This window comes from Rhizobium sp. RSm-3 (assembly GCF_001854685.1).
GTDB classification, from domain to species: domain Bacteria; phylum Pseudomonadota; class Alphaproteobacteria; order Rhizobiales; family Rhizobiaceae; genus Rhizobium; species Rhizobium ecuadorense.
The window spans coordinates 43,316-59,894 of record NZ_MAWZ01000015.1 but is presented as its reverse complement, the minus strand read 5'-3'; the positions used below and the strand labels follow the sequence as shown (position 1 = coordinate 59,894).

At 61.5% G+C, this 16,579-nt stretch carries 14 protein-coding genes; 11 read left to right on the top strand and 3 right to left on the bottom strand.

The genetic code is table 11. The features are described from left to right. Positions 1–24 precede the first annotated feature (24 nt). Entirely contained in the window at positions 25–213 is a 189-nt protein-coding gene (locus tag BBJ66_RS16445; RefSeq protein WP_225881021.1) for a hypothetical protein, read from the bottom strand. 532 nt (positions 214–745) lie between these two features. Between BBJ66_RS16445 and treZ the strand changes: the two genes are divergently transcribed. The 3 genes from treZ to BBJ66_RS34970 all read left to right on the top strand — a co-directional run bounded on the left by treZ (position 746) and on the right by BBJ66_RS34970 (position 4,712). Then, positions 746–2,506 (top strand): malto-oligosyltrehalose trehalohydrolase, encoded by a 1,761-nt coding sequence (gene treZ / locus BBJ66_RS16440; RefSeq protein WP_071088441.1) that lies wholly within the window; start codon positions 746–748, stop codon positions 2,504–2,506. 26 nt (positions 2,507–2,532) lie between these two features. Further along, positions 2,533–4,377: a 4-alpha-glucanotransferase gene (gene malQ, locus BBJ66_RS16435; RefSeq protein ID WP_071088439.1), complete on the top strand. Its 1,845-nt coding sequence runs from the start codon at positions 2,533–2,535 to the stop codon at positions 4,375–4,377. Positions 4,378–4,550: 173 nt separating this feature from the next. After that, the gene (locus tag BBJ66_RS34970; RefSeq protein ID WP_167347725.1) at positions 4,551–4,712 is read left to right on the top strand and encodes a hypothetical protein; all 162 of its coding nucleotides are present in this window, start codon (positions 4,551–4,553) and stop codon (positions 4,710–4,712) included. A gap of 90 nt (positions 4,713–4,802) precedes the next feature. Here BBJ66_RS34970 and BBJ66_RS16430 read toward each other — a convergent pair whose 3' ends face one another. Next, the gene (locus BBJ66_RS16430; protein WP_071088374.1) at positions 4,803–5,990 is read right to left on the bottom strand and encodes a hypothetical protein; all 1,188 of its coding nucleotides are present in this window, start codon (positions 5,988–5,990) and stop codon (positions 4,803–4,805) included. A 497-nt stretch (positions 5,991–6,487) separates the two neighbouring features. On the opposite strand from BBJ66_RS16430, the gene BBJ66_RS16425 reads away from it, so the two are divergent. The 5 genes from BBJ66_RS16425 to BBJ66_RS16405 all read left to right on the top strand — a co-directional run bounded on the left by BBJ66_RS16425 (position 6,488) and on the right by BBJ66_RS16405 (position 11,940). Beyond that, the gene (locus BBJ66_RS16425; protein WP_071088372.1) at positions 6,488–7,363 is read left to right on the top strand and encodes a DMT family transporter; all 876 of its coding nucleotides are present in this window, start codon (positions 6,488–6,490) and stop codon (positions 7,361–7,363) included. 146 nt (positions 7,364–7,509) lie between these two features. After that, positions 7,510–8,424 carry an ABC transporter permease gene (locus tag BBJ66_RS16420; protein ID WP_049731032.1) on the top strand — a complete coding sequence of 305 codons (915 nt, stop codon included), beginning with the start codon at positions 7,510–7,512 and terminating at the stop codon, positions 8,422–8,424. Positions 8,425–8,427: 3 nt separating this feature from the next. Continuing rightward, the gene (locus BBJ66_RS16415) at positions 8,428–9,369 is read left to right on the top strand and encodes an ABC transporter permease (RefSeq protein ID WP_171899891.1); all 942 of its coding nucleotides are present in this window, start codon (positions 8,428–8,430) and stop codon (positions 9,367–9,369) included. Then, the gene (locus tag BBJ66_RS16410; RefSeq protein ID WP_071088370.1) at positions 9,362–10,996 is read left to right on the top strand and encodes an ABC transporter ATP-binding protein; all 1,635 of its coding nucleotides are present in this window, start codon (positions 9,362–9,364) and stop codon (positions 10,994–10,996) included. The genes BBJ66_RS16415 and BBJ66_RS16410 overlap by 8 nt, the downstream gene beginning before the upstream one ends. Then, positions 10,993–11,940, top strand: coding sequence for a 2-hydroxyacid dehydrogenase (locus BBJ66_RS16405; protein ID WP_071088368.1), 948 nt, complete (start codon positions 10,993–10,995; stop codon positions 11,938–11,940). Before BBJ66_RS16410 ends, BBJ66_RS16405 begins: the two co-directional genes overlap by 4 nt. A gap of 29 nt (positions 11,941–11,969) precedes the next feature. On the opposite strand, the gene BBJ66_RS16400 is transcribed toward BBJ66_RS16405, so the two are convergent. Next, on the bottom strand, positions 11,970–12,689 hold the full coding sequence (locus BBJ66_RS16400; RefSeq protein ID WP_071088366.1) for a GntR family transcriptional regulator: 720 nt from the start codon (positions 12,687–12,689) through the stop codon (positions 11,970–11,972). A 144-nt stretch (positions 12,690–12,833) separates the two neighbouring features. Between BBJ66_RS16400 and araD the strand changes: the two genes are divergently transcribed. From araD to BBJ66_RS16385, 3 genes are read left to right on the top strand one after another with little or no spacing between them, the layout of a single operon-like run. Beyond that, positions 12,834–14,570 carry an L-arabinonate dehydratase gene (gene araD / locus BBJ66_RS16395; protein ID WP_083335573.1) on the top strand — a complete coding sequence of 579 codons (1,737 nt, stop codon included), beginning with the start codon at positions 12,834–12,836 and terminating at the stop codon, positions 14,568–14,570. A 9-nt stretch (positions 14,571–14,579) separates the two neighbouring features. Beyond that, positions 14,580–15,770, top strand: a complete 1,191-nt coding sequence (locus tag BBJ66_RS16390) for an L-talarate/galactarate dehydratase (RefSeq protein WP_071088362.1) — start codon at positions 14,580–14,582, stop codon at positions 15,768–15,770. A 22-nt stretch (positions 15,771–15,792) separates the two neighbouring features. Further along, on the top strand, positions 15,793–16,503 hold the full coding sequence (locus tag BBJ66_RS16385) for a ribonuclease activity regulator RraA (RefSeq protein WP_049731038.1): 711 nt from the start codon (positions 15,793–15,795) through the stop codon (positions 16,501–16,503). Positions 16,504–16,579: the final 76 nt, after the last annotated feature.

Genomic DNA, 16,579 nt, shown 5'->3' with positions numbered 1-16,579 from the left:
CACTTTCTATTTGCCTACCTCCCTTCATTCCTCCCGATCGATTTCGTCCATGCGTGCTTCAAGCCGCTTCCAGACCTCATCGAGAGGCTTGGCCTTGGTGGGGTCGGCCTCATGGGCGTCATAAGTGGCCACAATTTCCGTTCGCAACCAATGCTCGACGTGCTTTGCCTCTTCTGCGGGAGAGGCGGTGTTCATTTGCCAGATTGTGTGCATCGTTGCGTTCCTATCTCTCCACGTCATTGTTGGTACGCTACAGGAGAAAATCCCGCTTATCTTGATCATCGACAGCTGCGGCTGTCGCGGGTTTTATTCGTAATGTCTTCAAAAAATGATGGCATCGCCCGAACGAAAGGTATTGGTGTGCCCTCAGCTATAATATTGCTCCTCGCGACGAAGGCCTTGTTCGCAGGCTGGAGCTGGAAAGACTCAGGCGAGAGCACGCTGAGGGTAAAGCCAGCGGTGAACCCGAAGAAATTGACCCCACGCGCTTCCTGCAAGAGCTGCAAGCAGAACGTGCGGCGCGTCGTTGAAATAAAGCGATCTCTGTCGGCTTCGCCTCAGATACGAGATATCTGGCGCACAATATCGCCGTTCACAACGAAGTGGTTCGAGCTGGTTGCCACGCATTCTTTAATCCGGTGACGGCGGCCGCTTTCGCGTGTTCCGCGTGCGGATGAAACTTTTTGCTCCTGCAAAAGTTACCTCAATCGATCTTCACTTCACCGAAGGCTTTCCCTTGACCAACATGACGTTCGGCCCCGCAGTCATTGAAGAGGGTATTCTATTTCGGCTCTGGGCTCCCCTGCATGAAAGCGTGTCGTTGAAAATCGAAGGCGCCGATCTGCTGCCGATGCAGGCGGCGGACGGTGGCTGGCATCGGTGCAGAGTTTCGAATGCCGATGCCGGTACGCGCTATTGCTTCGTTCTTCCCGACGGCCTCGAAATTCCAGATCCCGCCTCGCGGTTCCAGCCGCAGGATGTGCATGGTCCAAGCGAAGTGGTCGACCTCACCTCCTATCGCTGGACGACGCGCGACTGGACCGGCCGGCCCTGGGAAGAAATGGTCATCTACGAGATGCATATCGGCTGCTTCACGCCGGAGGGGACTTTCACCTCTGCGATCGAGCGGCTCGATCATCTCAGGGAGCTGGGTGTTACGGCTTTGCAGATCATGCCGGTCAGCGAATTCCCCGGCCGTTACAGCTGGGGTTATGACGGCGTGCTGCCCTATGCCCCCGACAGCAGCTACGGTCGGCCGGAGGATTTCATGGCGCTGGTGGACGCGGCGCATCAGCGCGGCATCTCGGTGTTCCTCGATGTGGTTTACAACCACTTCGGGCCTGACGGGAATTATATCCCTTCCTATGCGCCGCTTTTCACCGACAATCACAAGACGCCCTGGGGCCACGGCATCAACTATGACGGCGACGGGTCGGGGATGATCCGTGAATTTGTCATCGAGAACGCCATCTACTGGATCACCGAATTCAGGCTCGACGGCTTCCGCTTCGATGCCGTTCACGCGATCAAGGACGATAGCGACGAGCACCTGCTTCACGAACTTGCCCGCCGCGTCAAGGCTGCGGCCGGCGATCGGCATGTTCATCTGATCGTCGAAAACGAGGAGAATGACAGCGATCTGCTGAAGCGTGACGAAAAAGGCGCAGCGAAGCTGTTCACCGCCCAGTGGAACGACGACGTCCACCACCTGCTGCATATCACCGCCACCGGCGAAACCTTCGGCTATTATGCCGATTATGCCGGCGACGCCGGCAAGCTCGGCCGGGCGCTGGCCGAAGGCTTCGTGTTCCAGGGGGAACATATGCCTTATCGCGGCGGGAATAGGGGCAGGCCGAGCGGTCACCTGCCGCCAACGGCTTTCATCTCCTTCATCCAGAACCATGATCAGATCGGCAACCGGGCGCTGGGCGACCGGGTCATGGCGTCGAGCCCTACCGATGCCGTCAAAGCCGTCACATCAATCTATCTGCTGGCGCCCGAGATTCCGATGCTGTTCATGGGGGAGGAGTGGGGCGCTGCAGAGCCTTTCCCGTTTTTCTGCGATTTCGACGAGGAGCTGAACGAGAAGGTTAGAAAGGGCCGTCGCGAGGAGCTTTCGCGTCTGCCGGGCTTCGACTCCGAAGACCTTCTCGACCCGACGGCGCCATCGACCTTTGCTGCGGCCAAACTGGATTGGTCGAAACGCGCTTCCTCCGAGATCCTCGATTTCTACAGAACGTTGCTCGATGTCCGGCACCGGAAGATCGTTCCTTTGCTGAAAGGTGTGACGGCGGGAAGCGCCGTCTACGGTTCGACGGGCAATGCGATCGTGGTCGATTGGACCCTGGCGGAAGGCCGGCATCTTCATCTGCGCGCCAACCTTGGCGACGAGGCGGCGGCGCTCGACTCGCCACCGGACGATGCTGAGGCGATATTCCATCTCGGCGGACGCGACGGCGGCGGTCTGGCGCCCTGGGCAGTGATCTGGAGCCTGAGCGAGGCGTGAGGACGCTGGGAGGAAGGGGTCCAATGATGAAATCCGCAGAGCTCGACAAACTCGCCCGCCGCCACGGCATCAGCCCGACCAGGCCCAGCCCCGAGAACCGGGAAGTGGTGATCTCAGCCGCGACCAAGCGCAAAATACTCTCGGCACTGAATATCGAATTGACGGTAGATCAAGAGACCGGCGCGCCGCAGCGGAAAGCAAAGCCGGACGGCAGGAAGATCCCGGTATCGTTTCTGCCGGATTTCCTATCCGCTACACGGGTCTGGGGCGTGAGCCTGCAGCTTTACGAGCTCCGGTCGGCACGCAACTGGGGCATAGGGGACTTCCAGGATCTGGCCGATATGGCCGATCTGGCGGGGTCGCTGGGAGCCGATTTCATCGGCCTCAATCCGCTTCACGCGCCGTTCCTCGCCGATCCCGACCGCTGCAGCCCCTATGAACCCTCAAGCCGCCAGCATCTCAACCCGCTCTATATCGCCGTCGATCAGGTGCCGGGATTTGCCGGCAGTCCCGAACTCGAACGGCAATTGGAGGGCCTTCGCCAATCCGATCTCATCGACTACGTCGGCGTCGCGCGCACCAAGCTTGGCGCCCTTCATGACCTCTGGTCGGCACGGCGACAGCGCCGCGTTGATGACGAGGCCGATTTCGACGCATTCGTGGCGCAAGGCGACGACAGTCTGCGGCTGCATGCGCTGTTCGAATGCCTTTCCTCTTCCATGGTCGAGCGCGGGGCAGGTGCCGGCTGGCGGCGATGGCCAACCGAGTTCCAGCGCTTCGACAGTGCCGCCGTCGGCGATTTCGAACGTGAGCACGCGGATGATGTTCGCTTCCACATGTGGCTGCAATGGCTTGCCCACCGCCAGCTGATGCAGGCGGCGGAGCGGGCGCGCAAGGCCGGCCTCAGGATCGGGCTCTATCTCGATCTTGCGGTCGGCGAAGCGGTCGATGGCTCGGCGACGTGGAGCGAGCCTGATATCTATGTCTCCAAGGCGACAATCGGCAGTCCTCCCGATCCATTCGCCGTTGACGGGCAGGACTGGCACCTTGCCGGATATCTGCCATCCGAAATTGCCGGAGGGGAGATGTCGCCTTACCGGCGCATGGTGAGCACCGCCATGCGCTACGCCGGCGCTATCCGCATCGACCATGCCCCGGCGATCCGCCGACTTTTCCTGGTGCCGCTAGGCGCCAGGCCGGACAGCGGCGCCTATGTCCGCTATCCCGAGGACCGGCTGCTGCAGATCCTCGCCGAGGTTTCCGCCGAACATCGATGCCTCGTCATCGGGGAGTCTCTCGGCATGATTCCGGAAGGATTGCAGGAGGATCTGGAGGCCGCCGGCATCCTCTCCTATCGGATCCTTTCCTACGAACAGGACAAGCAGGGTTTCAAGCCTGCCGAAGCCTATCCCGCCCTCGCGCTCGCCTGCATTTCGACGCATGACCACCAGACCCTTGCCGACTGGTGGCGCGGCGGCGACATTCGGGATCGCTGTGAACACGGTATCGTACCGCCCGATCTGACCGAAGAACATCTCAAACACCGCAGGCACGAGCGGAGATTCCTCAAAACGGTCTTCAACGCTGCCGGCATCGACGTGCCGGCCCGGCTCGCGCCGCGGGCAGGCCAGGAGGCGTTGAAAGATCTGACCGTCAGCGCCTACCGTTTCATTGCACGGACGCCATCGCTTCTGACATCGGTGCGGCTTGCCGATCTCACCGACGAGAAAAGACCGACCAACATACCGGGTACCAGCGACAGCTATCCGAACTGGAAGCCGAAGCTATCGGTTTTGCTGGAGGATCTGCCGTCGGTCTCGCTGCTTAAGCGCGTGACGGCGGCAATGCGGGAGGAAAGGCCGCGGGAGTGATCGAGAGGGAGGGGAGCCGTCGGTTGTCGCCGCGCCGATGGAAATCGATCGGAGAAGGAACGAATACGCAGCCGGCGAATTTTCTACAAATAAGGACAGGGAATGTCGAGATGAGGGCCTATCCGCTGTCGCCGCTTTAAAGGCGGCACGACCCATATGATGGAAACAAGATCATGACGACCGCATTCATCCTTATCGCATTGGCTCTGATCATCATCTACGCCGGACCGACATTGCTGTTCTTCTGCGTCGGCTATGCCGATTATGTGCTGGAACGGCGAAGACATATGATCGCGCTGAAGCACGCCGTGAGGCGTCGCAGCGACGAGCTGTAGAGCCATTCGCAGAAATCGCCGACCCTTGGCTTTCCCGGAATGGAACCGGAGGCAGGTCGGAACCCGCCTCCGGCTGCTGGAGCGGCGAGCTTAGTCGTTCGCCGTGACCTTGACGCCGAGGACCGAAGGAATGGTGTTCGGCGCACCCATGGCCGCGCCGATGATCATCGGAAATGGAACGGGCTTTTCCGGCGCGGCACTGATCGTCAGGTTTTTCGGCCCGTCGAGATAGGCGTTGACGGCGGCGGATACCTGGTTCTGCAGCTCCGGCAGGTTGAGCTGCGCCATCATCATCGGCACAAGACCTTTCAGCGATTGCGTCAGCTCATCGCCGGTGACGCCCTGCTGCGCGCCGGCATAGTCGAGCGCCTTCTTGGTGATCGAGGCATCGTCGAAGCGGATCGAGGCGCTGTTGAACGTCAGCTGCTGCATCAGCCCCAGCATCGCCAGGCCGACGGCCTGGTTGGCCTCTTCCTTGTTCGGATTGGCCTCGGCGGTCTTCACCGCCTCCTGCAGCGACTTGACGAAGGCGAGCGTGTAGCCGGAGAAGTCGACGGCGATATTCAGCCGGCCGATATTCTTGAAGTCGAACGCGTATTCGTCGACGGCAATCTTGCCGCTTTCGACTTCCCAGCTGCCCTTCATCGTCACCGTGCCGTCGAGCGTGGCCAGGCCGAGTTTCTCGATGGCTTCCTTCGCGCTCGCATCCTCGACCTGCGACAGGTCGGCTTTCAGGCCGGCGACATTGGCGTCGTAGGTAAAGCCGCCATCCTGGCGTTCGAGATTGGACTCGATGCCCCCGATGGCAAACACGTCCTTGCCCTTGATATTGACCGCGATCGGCCCGGTGCTGACGGTTTCATAGAGGAGGATGTCGTTCAGCGTGTCGCCCGTGGCATTGGCGGGAATCGTCAGGCCGGCGATCTCGATGTCCTTGGCGGAAAATCGTCCTTCCTCGTGGCTCATGTCGATATCCGGGAAAGAGACTGTTTTGGCGTGGTAGCCGCCGCCTTCGGTTTCCTCGACACCCTCGAAGGTAAGCTCGCCGATCTTCAAGGTATCGCCGGGCAGGCTTGTAGAGCCCACCTGGACGCCCGTCGCCGTTACCGTATCGCCATCGACCTCAGCCTTTTCGAAGGTGATGACCGTGCCGCCGGCACTGGTGGCGGCATTGAGCTTTTTCATCATGTCGGCGCCGTCAAGCGCGAAGGAGGGGCCAGCGAGCGCCAGGAAGGCGGTGCTTGCCATCATCAGGCGGAGATTGCGCATAGGCTTCATGGAAATATCCTTGTGGAGTAAGTGGATGGGGTTGCGAAATTCCGGACCTGTCCCTCCGGCTCTCTTGCCTGAGAGCGGGCTGGGATGTCGCGGTTTCATCTGGTCGGCTAATTCGGGGGTGAGGAGGTCAGGCTCTGCCGGAACCGTTGCACCGAGGAGATATAGCTGACCTGCCGTCGCGGATGGACGGCGGCATTTTCTCTAGCACAGGTAGTTTTGCGGCTCATTATCAGACGTAGAGTGTATTCCCTCGATTCTTGCAACCCTCAAATTCCGCTGGCCGGTGGGAAATCATTCGCCCCAAATTTCATGTGTTTTTCAATGGCCTATGAGGTGTCCGGCCTTTATTCGCTTCTGAACTAATATATTTGTATTTTAGTGTGGACGGCGGCTGACCGATTGGGCTAAGTCCGTGGCGGCAGAGTCTGGTCAGCGCGCTCGCCGTATCGAACGATCGATATGGGCTGGCCTGCATTCGTCCAATCAGGAGAAGCGTGATGCAGCCCGGTCGCAAACGCCTCGCCGTCTGCATGATGGTGGCCGCCGCCTTTTTGAACAGTCTCGACGCGATCATCGTGCGCATGCTGGCCGGCGACGTGCACCCCTTGATGATCGGCTTTTTCCGGTCGTTTTTCGGACTTCTTGCCGTCTCGCCGTGGATCGTGGCGCGGGTTGGTCTGAAAGCCTCTCCCTACCGGGTTCTGCATGTCGTGCGTGCGGGTCTGAAACTTGCCTCACTGGTTGCGTTGTTCATCGCCTTTGCGCACGCTCCGCTGGCCGATGCCACGGCGATCAATTTCACCATGCCGATGTTTCTCGTTCTCGGTGCGTGGCTTGTGCTCAAGGAACGTGTCGGCATCTCCAGCGTCGCCGGCATCGCCGCGGGTTTTGTCGGCGTCATGATCATCATTCGCCCAGGCGCGACCGGTTTCGATCAATGGCTGCTTTTTGCACTGGCAGGAGCGGTCTTGACGGCGGCCAGCCAGTTGATGCTGCGGCGGATGGCATTGAGGGACAGCGCGGACCGGCTGGTTGCATGGAATCTGATCACGACGGTGCCGCTTGGCCTGATCGTCATGCTGCCGGTCTGGTCGATGCCGAGCTGGAGCCAACTCGGGCTGCTCGCCATGCAGGGGGCACTCGGCGCCTTCAACATGACGCTGATCACGCGCGCCTTCGGCATGGCGGCCGCAAGCGTCCTGGCGCCGCTCGACTTTCTCCGGCTGCCGGTCGTGGCGCTGATGGCCTTCCTGTTTTTCTCGGAAATTCCGGCTGCCCAGACCTGGATCGGTGCAGCGGTCATCATTGGCGCGACCATCATCGGCACCGGTGGCATGGCGTGGCGACGGAGGCCGCCGGTTGACAAGGCCTGATCATTCTAAGAAAAGGGGTTCACAAAAATTCTAGATTCACTAATATTTCAGTTGACGCCTGTCGCCGGAGGGGCATGACGGGCGGGCTTCGGCACGAGCGAAGATCAGGCTGACGATCCGAATAAATTTCACTCGGGAGGAGTGGCATGAAAAGTTTCATCGGCAAACGCGCGATCGCCAGCGGCGTATCGCTCGTGGCGCTTATCGTAATCGTGTTCTTCCTGTCCCGGCTGACAGGCGACCCGACCGACCTCTATCTGCCGATCGATGCGACCACGGAAATGCGCCAGCAATTCCGTGAGATGAACGGGTTCAATGACCCGCTGATCATCCAGTTCGGCCGTTATGTTGCCGATCTCGCTCAGGGCAACTTCGGTCAATCCCTGCGGCAGGCCCGCCCTGCCATGGATGTCGTGCTGGAGGCCTTCGTCTGGACCTTCTGGCTGGCTGTCATCACCATGACGCTCGTCACGGTGGCTGCGATCGTCATCGGTTCGCTGGCGGCGTTTCGCGTCGGCGGCGTCTTCGATCGTCTCGCCACCTTCTTCTCGCTGATCGGCGCTGCGGCCCCGGATTTCTGGCTTGCGATCGTGGCCATCGTCATTTTCGCCGTCAAACTGCATGTCCTGCCGACATCGGGAACGGGAACCTTCTGGCATTGGGTCCTGCCGGTCAGCGTGCTGTTCATCCGGCCCTTCGGCCTGATCCTGCAGGTTGTGCGCGGTTCGATGATCAGCGTCCTATCTTCCGCCTACGTCAAGACGGCCCGCGCCAAGGGTGTCCGTTCGAACTCGATCATCTTCGTTCACGGGCTGCGCAATGCAATGCTGCCGGTGATCACCGTCATCGGCGACCAGGCGGCAGCCATCTTGAACGGTGCCGTCGTCGTCGAAACGGTGTTCGGTTTTCCGGGAATCGGCAAGCTGATGATCGATTCCATCCTGCTTCGCGATTTCGCCGTCGTGCTGGCCGTCATCATGGTCTCGGCATTGGCGATTTTCATCATGAACCTGTTGATCGACATCGCTTATGCGCTGCTCGATCCGCGTATCCGGTATTGAGCGATGGCGATGACCGACACACAAATCCTCATCGAGAAAAAGCCGAGCGGCCCGATCGGGCGCTGGTTGACCATGCTGTGGGCGGACAAGCTGGCCTTCTTCGCCGCTCTGTTCCTCCTGATCGTTCTTCTCTGTGCGCTGTTTGGCCCGTTTCTGCTGGAGGGCATCGCCACCAAGCAGAACCTGCGGGGCCGAAACGCGCCGCCCTTCGATCTCACCCGCGGATGGCTTTACGTCCTTGGCGCCGATGCGCTGGGCAGGCCGCTTCTGGCCCGCGTCGTCGTGGCGGCGCAAAACACCATCCTGGTTGCGGCGGCGGCGGTGCTTGCCTCCTCCGTCGTCGGCACGGCGCTCGGACTGGTGGCGGGTTACAGCCGCTCGTCCGCGGCTCAATGGATCATGCGCCTCGGCGACGTCATCATGTCCTTTCCGTCGCTGCTTCTGGCGGTGATCGTGCTCTATATGCTCGAACCCTCGGTCACCAATATCGTCCTCGTCCTGGCAATCACCCGTATTCCGATCTATCTGCGCACCGCCCGCGCCGAAGTACTCGAGGTGCGCGAGCGGATGTTCGTGCAGGCGGCGAAGGTGATGGGGGCATCGAACCGGCGCATTGTCTTTAATCACATCCTGCCGGTGATCTTTCCGACGCTGGTGACCATCGCGACGCTTGATTTCGCCTTCGTCATGCTGGCGGAATCCTCGCTGTCGTTCCTGGGGATCGGCATTCAGGCGCCTGAGATCACCTGGGGTCTCATGGTTGCTCAAGGGCGGCCCTATCTCACCAATGCCTGGTGGCTGTCCTTCTGGCCCGGCCTTGCCATCATCCTGACGACGCTGTCGCTGAACCTCCTGTCGAATTGGCTGCGCATCGCGCTCGATCCGACGCAACGCTGGCGCCTTGAAATGAGAGGCAGGGAAATGAGGGGCGGGAAAAATGGCTGAACATCTTCTGGAAGTGCGTAACCTCTCGGTCGAGTTCCACACGCTCAGCGGCACCGTCAAGGCAGTGCAGGACGTGAGCTGGCATCTCGACCGCGGCGAGACGCTGGCAATTCTCGGAGAAAGCGGTTCGGGTAAATCGGTCTCCGCCTCGGCGGTCATGAATCTGATCGATATGCCGCCCGGCAGGATCACCAGCGGCACCATTCTCCTGAATGGGTGCGATATGCTGACAATGACGCCCGAGCAGCGGCGTTCGATCAACGGCGCCAGGATCGCCATGATCTTTCAGGACCCGCTGGCCCATCTCAACCCGGTCTATCCGGTCGGCTGGCAAATCACCGAAATGATGACCACGCACGGTGAACCCGCTGAGCGCGCCGGCGCAAGGGCGCTCGAATTGATCGGACGCGTCGGCATCACCGATCCGCAGGCGGCGATGCGAAAATATCCGTTCCAGTTCTCCGGCGGACAGCGGCAACGCCTGATGATCGCCATGGCGATCGCCTGCAAGCCCGACATCCTGATTGCCGATGAACCCACCACCGCGCTGGACGTTACGGTGCAGGCTCAGGTGCTCGAACTTCTGCAGGAGTTGCAGCAGGAAACCGGAATGGGTCTGTTGCTGATCACGCATGATCTCGGCGTCGTTGCCGAGATCGCCGACCGGGTCGTGGTGATGAATTCCGGCTGCGTCGTCGAAACCGGCAATGCCGCCGAAGTCTATCGCAATCCGCAGAACGCCTATACGAAGAAGCTGATTGCCGCCGCACCGGGGAAGGGCGCGATGGCGCAGGAGCGTGACCGGCAGGGCGAGCCGCTGCTGCGCGCCATCGGCTTGAAGAAGAGTTTTGGTGCTTTCCAGGCCCTGAAAGGCGTCGACCTCCTCATCATGCCCGGCGAAACCGTCGCGGTCGTCGGCGAGAGCGGTTCCGGCAAGTCGACCCTTGCCCGGGCGATCGTTCGCCTCGACGATCCGCAGGAGGGCCAGGTCCTTTATCGCGGCAATGATCTGCTTGCGATGACCCCGAGAGAAATATTCGGGCTGCGTCGTGATTTGCAGATGGTCTTTCAGGACCCGACACAGTCGCTCAACCCGCGGATGACCGTGTTCAGGCTGATTTCCGAGGCCTGGGTCATTCACCCCGAGATCCTGCCGAAAGCAAGGTGGAAGGAGAGGGTGGCTGAATTGCTGATCAAGGTCGGCCTTAAGCCGGATGTGGCGGACCGCTATCCGCATCAATTCTCCGGCGGCCAGCGCCAGCGCATCGCCATTGCCCGCGCGCTGGCGATGGAGCCGAAACTGATCATCTGCGACGAGGCGGTTTCGGCGCTCGACGTGTCGATCCAGGCGCAGGTGATTGCCCTCCTCGAAGGCCTGCGTCGCGAATTCGGCCTGTCCTATCTTTTCATTGCGCACGACCTGCCGGTGGTTCGCGATTTCGCCGACCGCGTCATCGTCATGAAGGCCGGCGAAATTGTCGAGGAGGGGCCCGTGGCCCGGATCTTCAATGCGCCCGCCCACCCCTACACCCAGGCGCTGCTTGCCGCCGGCCTCGATCCCGATCCCGAAATCCAGGCCGCCCGGCGCGCCGCACGCCTCACACAGGAAGGACTCGTTCCCGCATGAAGCCCGATGTCATCGTCGCCTACCCGCTCCGGCCCCGTCAGATGGCAGGGCTGGAGGAGATCTATACGCTGCACCGGCTGGACCTTGCAGAAGGCCGGGAACGCGATGCTCTTCTGGCCAAAGCCGGCCCGATCTGCACGGCTCTGGTCTGCAACGGCCATGTGACGATCGACGAGGCGCTGCTTGCGAAGTTGCCGGCGCTGAAGCTTGCCGCCTGTTCCTCGGCCGGCTACGACCAGATGGATGTCGAGGCGATGACGCGGCGCGGCATCAAGCTCACCAACACATCCGAGGTCCTGTGCGACGACGTTGCCGACACGGCGCTGCTTCTGATGCTGGCGGCCCGCCGGCGCCTGCCGGAAGGCGACCGCTATGTGCGCTCCGGCGAATGGGGGCGCAACGGCATGATGCCGCTGACAACGTCGACGTCGGGCAAGAAGGCCGGGATTGTCGGCCTCGGCCGCATCGGTATGGCGATTGCCAGGCGATGCGAGGCTGTCGGGCTGACGGTCGGCTATTCCGGACGGACGAAAAAAGCCGGCAACGATTTTGCCTATTTCGACGAGCCGGTGAAACTGGCGGACTGGGCAGATATCCTGATCGTGGCGACGCCGGGCGGGGCCTCGACCGAAGGTTTGATTTCGGCTGAGGTGCTGAACGCACTCGGCCCGGCGGGCAGCTTCATCAACATTGCCCGCGGTACCGTGGTCGATGAGCCGGCGCTGATCCGGGCCCTGCAGGAGAAGCGGATCGCCTCGGCGGGCATCGATGTCTACCTCAACGAACCCCATCCCGATCCGCGCTTTGCAGCGCTCGATAATGTCGTGCTCTATCCCCATCACGCCAGTGGCACCGAGGAAACGCGCGACAGGATGGCGCAATTGACGGTCGACAACCTTGCCGCCTTCTTCGCAGGCAGGCCGCTGCTGACGCCGGTCAATTGACCCCGGTGGAAATCCGCGGCGCGGCAGGCTCAGACGAAGTAGTCCGGGAACTCCTTCCTGAGCTCTTCCACTTTCGCGACGGTGCGGCTGAGATGCTCGCGAATCGCATCGACCGCACCCTGTTCGTCGCGGGCGGCAATCGCGTCGATGATCGCGTGGTGGCCGTCGAGGATGCTCATGATCTTGCCCTTTTCGGGCAGATGCAGACGGCGAAGGCGCTCGAGATGGCCGGACCGCTCGCGAACCAGTTGATGCAGGCTGCTGCGCTTGGCGCCTGCGAACAATGTCTGGTGAAAGAGTTCGTCGAGCTCCTGGAAGATGGCGATCTGGTCGACGTCGTCGGCGACGGCCGACTGCATTTTGATGATCGAGCGGGCGCGCGTGATGACGCTTGGATCCGGATCCGGATCGGTCGCGAGGCGGCGGCAGACTTCCGATTCCAGCGCGACGCGAAGGAAATGCGCCTCGTATATCTGCAGGACGTCTATCCTGGTCACCACGGTGCGGGACTGCGGGTAAATGCGCACCAGGCCTTCCTGTTTGAGGAGCTGCAACGCGTCACGAATGGGGGTCTGGCTGACTTCATAAGTCTCGGTAAGCTCGGTGCGCGACAGCGTGGTGTCCGGCGGCAGCTGAATGGTGATGATGCGCTTTCTGAGATCATCGTAGACGCGCTGGACGGTGCTGCCAGCCGCGGCTGGAAAACCGGGTGCAGTCAGGCCGAATGTGGAAGCAAACTGGGAATTCATGTGAGGCAATCCTTTTCACTCCATTCATAGCTTTGCACGCGCTAATGCACAAGAATGCAAAGTTGCCGTTGATATATATGGGAAACTAAAATATCAGTTGGAAAAAGGTGTGCGGAGGTGCACGCAAAAAGGTGGGAGAAAGCCGTGGCCGCGAGAAAAATTTACGAGGAATTGCGGTCGGCCCGATGGATGCTGCCGGATGATCAGCGTTCGTTCGGTCACCGGTCGCGGACCATGCAGATGGGCTATGCGCCGGAGGATTGGCAGGGAAAGCCGATCATTGCCGTCATCAACACCTGGTCCGACGCCCAGCCGTGCCACATGCATTTCCGCGAACGCGTGGAATGGGTGAAGCGGGGCATTCTTCAGTCGGGCGGGTTCCCGATGGAACTGCCGGCTCTTTCGCTTTCCGAAAATTTCGTCAAGCCGACGACGATGCTCTACCGCAACATGCTGGCGATGGAGACCGAGGAGCTGTTGCGCAGCCATCCTGTCGACGGCGCCGTTCTGATGGGCGGCTGCGACAAGACGACACCCGGCCTTGTCATGGGGGCGGTCAGCATGGGCATTCCCTTTGTTTATCTGCCGGCCGGTCCGATGCTCCGCGGCAATTACGCCGGCAAGACGCTCGGCTCCGGCACCGACGGTTTCAAATATTGGGATGAGCGGCGTGCCGGCACGATCACCAAAGAGGAGTGGCAGGGCATCGAAGGCGGCATTGCCCGCAGCTACGGCCATTGCATGACCATGGGCACGGCGTCGACGATGACGGCGATCGCCGAGGCTATGGGATTGACGCTGCCGGGCGCTTCCTCGATTCCGGCGGCCGACGCCAACCACCAGCGCATGTCGGCAGCCTGCGGCCGCCGCATCGTCGAGATGGTGTGGGAGGATCTGACACCGGACAAGATCATCACGCCGGCCTCCGTCGACAATGCAGTCACGGTCGCCATGGCGACCGGCTGCTCCACCAATGCGATCATCCATCTGATCGCCATGGCGCGGCGCGCCGGCGTGCCGCTGGAGCTCGATGACCTCGATCGCATCGGCCGCACCACGCCGGTTCTTGCCAACATCCGGCCGTCCGGTTCGACCTACCTGATGGAGGATTTCTTTTATGCGGGCGGCTTGCGGGCGCTGATGAAGCAGCTCGGCGACAAGCTGGATCCAACCGCGATCACCGTCACGGGCAAGCCCTTGGTGGACGGCCTCGACCAGGTGAAAATCTACAATGACGACGTTATCCGGCCATTGTCGAACCCGGTCTATCACGAAGGTTCGCTGGCCGTGCTCAAGGGCAATCTGTGTCCCGACGGCGCGGTCATCAAGCCGGCGGCCTGCGACCCGAAGTTCCACCGCCATCGTGGTCCGGCGCTGGTCGCCGACAGCTATGCGGAGATGAAGAAGATCATCGACGATCCCGATTATCCGCTGACGCCTGATACGGTGCTGGTGCTGCGCAATGCCGGCCCGCAGGGCGGGCCCGGCATGCCGGAATGGGGCATGATCCCGATGCCGAAGGCACTGTTGAAGCTTGGCCTGCGCGACATGGTGCGCATTTCGGATGCCCGCATGTCCGGAACGAGCTTCGGCGCCTGCGTGCTGCACGCCGCGCCGGAATCTTATATCGGCGGGCCGCTGGCATTGTTGCGAACCGGGGACATGGTCGAGCTCGACATTCCGGCGCGCAGCCTCAATATGCTGGTCTCCGAAGAGCAGATCGCAGCGCGGCGTGCCGCCTGGGTGGCGCCGATAAGGCATTACGAGCGCGGTTACGGCTTCATGTTCTCCCAGCATATCGAGCAGGCCGACAAAGGCTGCGACTTCGACTTCCTGACGACGGAATTCGGTGGCAAGACTGCTGAACCGGCTATCAACTGAGGCACCACGATGTTTGATCCCAATCGACGCACGATCCCCGCACAGCCGCCCAAGGCCGGCTTTGCGGCCGGCCCGGCCAAGCTGGACGCCATCCGCTCGGTCACGCTGTCGCTCGCTTATCTGCCGTTGGCGCGGCCGATCAGCGACGCCAAGGTTTTGACGGGCCGGCAGAAGCCGCTGACTGAGGTGGCATTTCTGTTTTGCGAGATCGTCTCCGAAGCCGGCCATAGCGGTCTCGGCTTCAGTTACTCGAAGCGGGCCGGCGGCCCCGCTCTTTATGCGCATGCCTGCGAGATTGCCGACAATCTGATCGGCGAAGATCCCAGCGACACGGCGCGGATATGGGACAAGCTCTGCTGGGCCGGAGCCTCGGTCGGACGCTCCGGCATTGCGACGCAGGCCATTGCCGCCATCGACATCTGCCTCTGGGACCTGAAGGCAAAACGGGCCGGCCTGCCGTTGGCAAAATTGCTCGGCGCTTATCGCGACAGCGTCGCCTGCTACAACACGTCAGGCGGCTTCCTGTCGTCGAGTGTCGAGGAAATCCGCGATGCCATCGATCACTCGATCGCCGCCGGTATCGGCGGCATCAAGATCAAGGTCGGGCAGCCGGACCCGATGATCGACCTTCGCCGGCTTGATGCCGTGACCAGCCATATCGACGGCCGTGTGCCGCTGATGGTCGATGCCAACCAGCAATGGGACCGCACGACGGCGTTGCGCTTCGGCCGGCTGGTCGAGCCGCTCAATCTCGAATGGATCGAAGAACCGCTCGATGCCTATGACGCCGAAGGCCATGCCGCACTGGCGCGGGAACTCGCCACACCGATCGCCACCGGCGAGATGCTGGCAAGCGCCGACGAACATATGGCCCTGATCCGCACTGACGCGGTCGACTTCATTCAGCCGGATGCGCCGCGTGTCGGCGGCATCACGCCGTTTCTCCGCATCTGCACGCAAGCCGAGGCGAAACGCATGCGCCTGGCGCCGCATTTCGCCATGGAAATCCATGTGCACCTGGCGGCCGCCTATGCGCACGAGCCGTGGGTAGAGCATTTCGATTGGCTGGCGCCACTGTTCAACGAGCAGCTCGACATCAGGGATGGCCGGATGATCGTGCCCGCGCGTCCGGGGCTTGGCTGCAGCCTGACGGGCAAAGCCCGTGACTGGACCGTGGAAACGCGCAGCTTCGGCAGCTGAATTTGAACGAGGAGAAGGAAATATGAACCCCGCAACCCGTGAAAAGCTGATGGGTGTCTCGGTCGCGACGCTCTGCTCGGCGCTGTTCAAGCGCGGCCTGAGAAACCAGACGGTTCAGGATGTCCGGCCGGTGCAGCCGAAGGGCCGCAATATGGTGGGGCCGGCCTTCACGCTGCGTTACATGCCGGCGCGCGAGGACCGCAATGCGATGAACGTGTTTCGGAACCCAAAACATCCGCAACGGCTTGCGATCGAGACCTGCCCCGAAGGTCATGTTCTGGTGATGGACAGCCGCAAGGATCCGCGGGCGGCCTCGGCCGGCGACATATTGATTACCCGTCTGATGATGCGCGGCGGCGCCGGTGTCGTCACCGACGGCGGCTTCCGCGACGCCATGACCATCGGCGGCCTTGATATTCCCGCCTATCACCATCGTCCCTCCAGCCCGACCAACCTCACGCTGCACGAGGCGATCGACATCAACGTGCCGATCGGCTGCGGCGACGTGGCGGTCTTCCCTGGTGATATCATGGTTGGCGACGACGACAGCGTGATCGTCATCCCGGCCGAGATCGCCGACGAGATCGCCGACGAAGCGGTGGAGATGACTGCTTACGAGGATTTCGTCACGGAGCGCGTCAAGCAGGGACATACGATCATCGGCCTCTATCCGGCCACCGACGAAAGTAATCTGACGCTCTTTGCCGAATGGCGAAAGGTGAACGACCGCTAAAGCATGATGCCGACAAGTGTGAGCGGTTTTCGGACGACATCCCGTTCTAAGCCGCGCATCTTGAACAACGGATCAC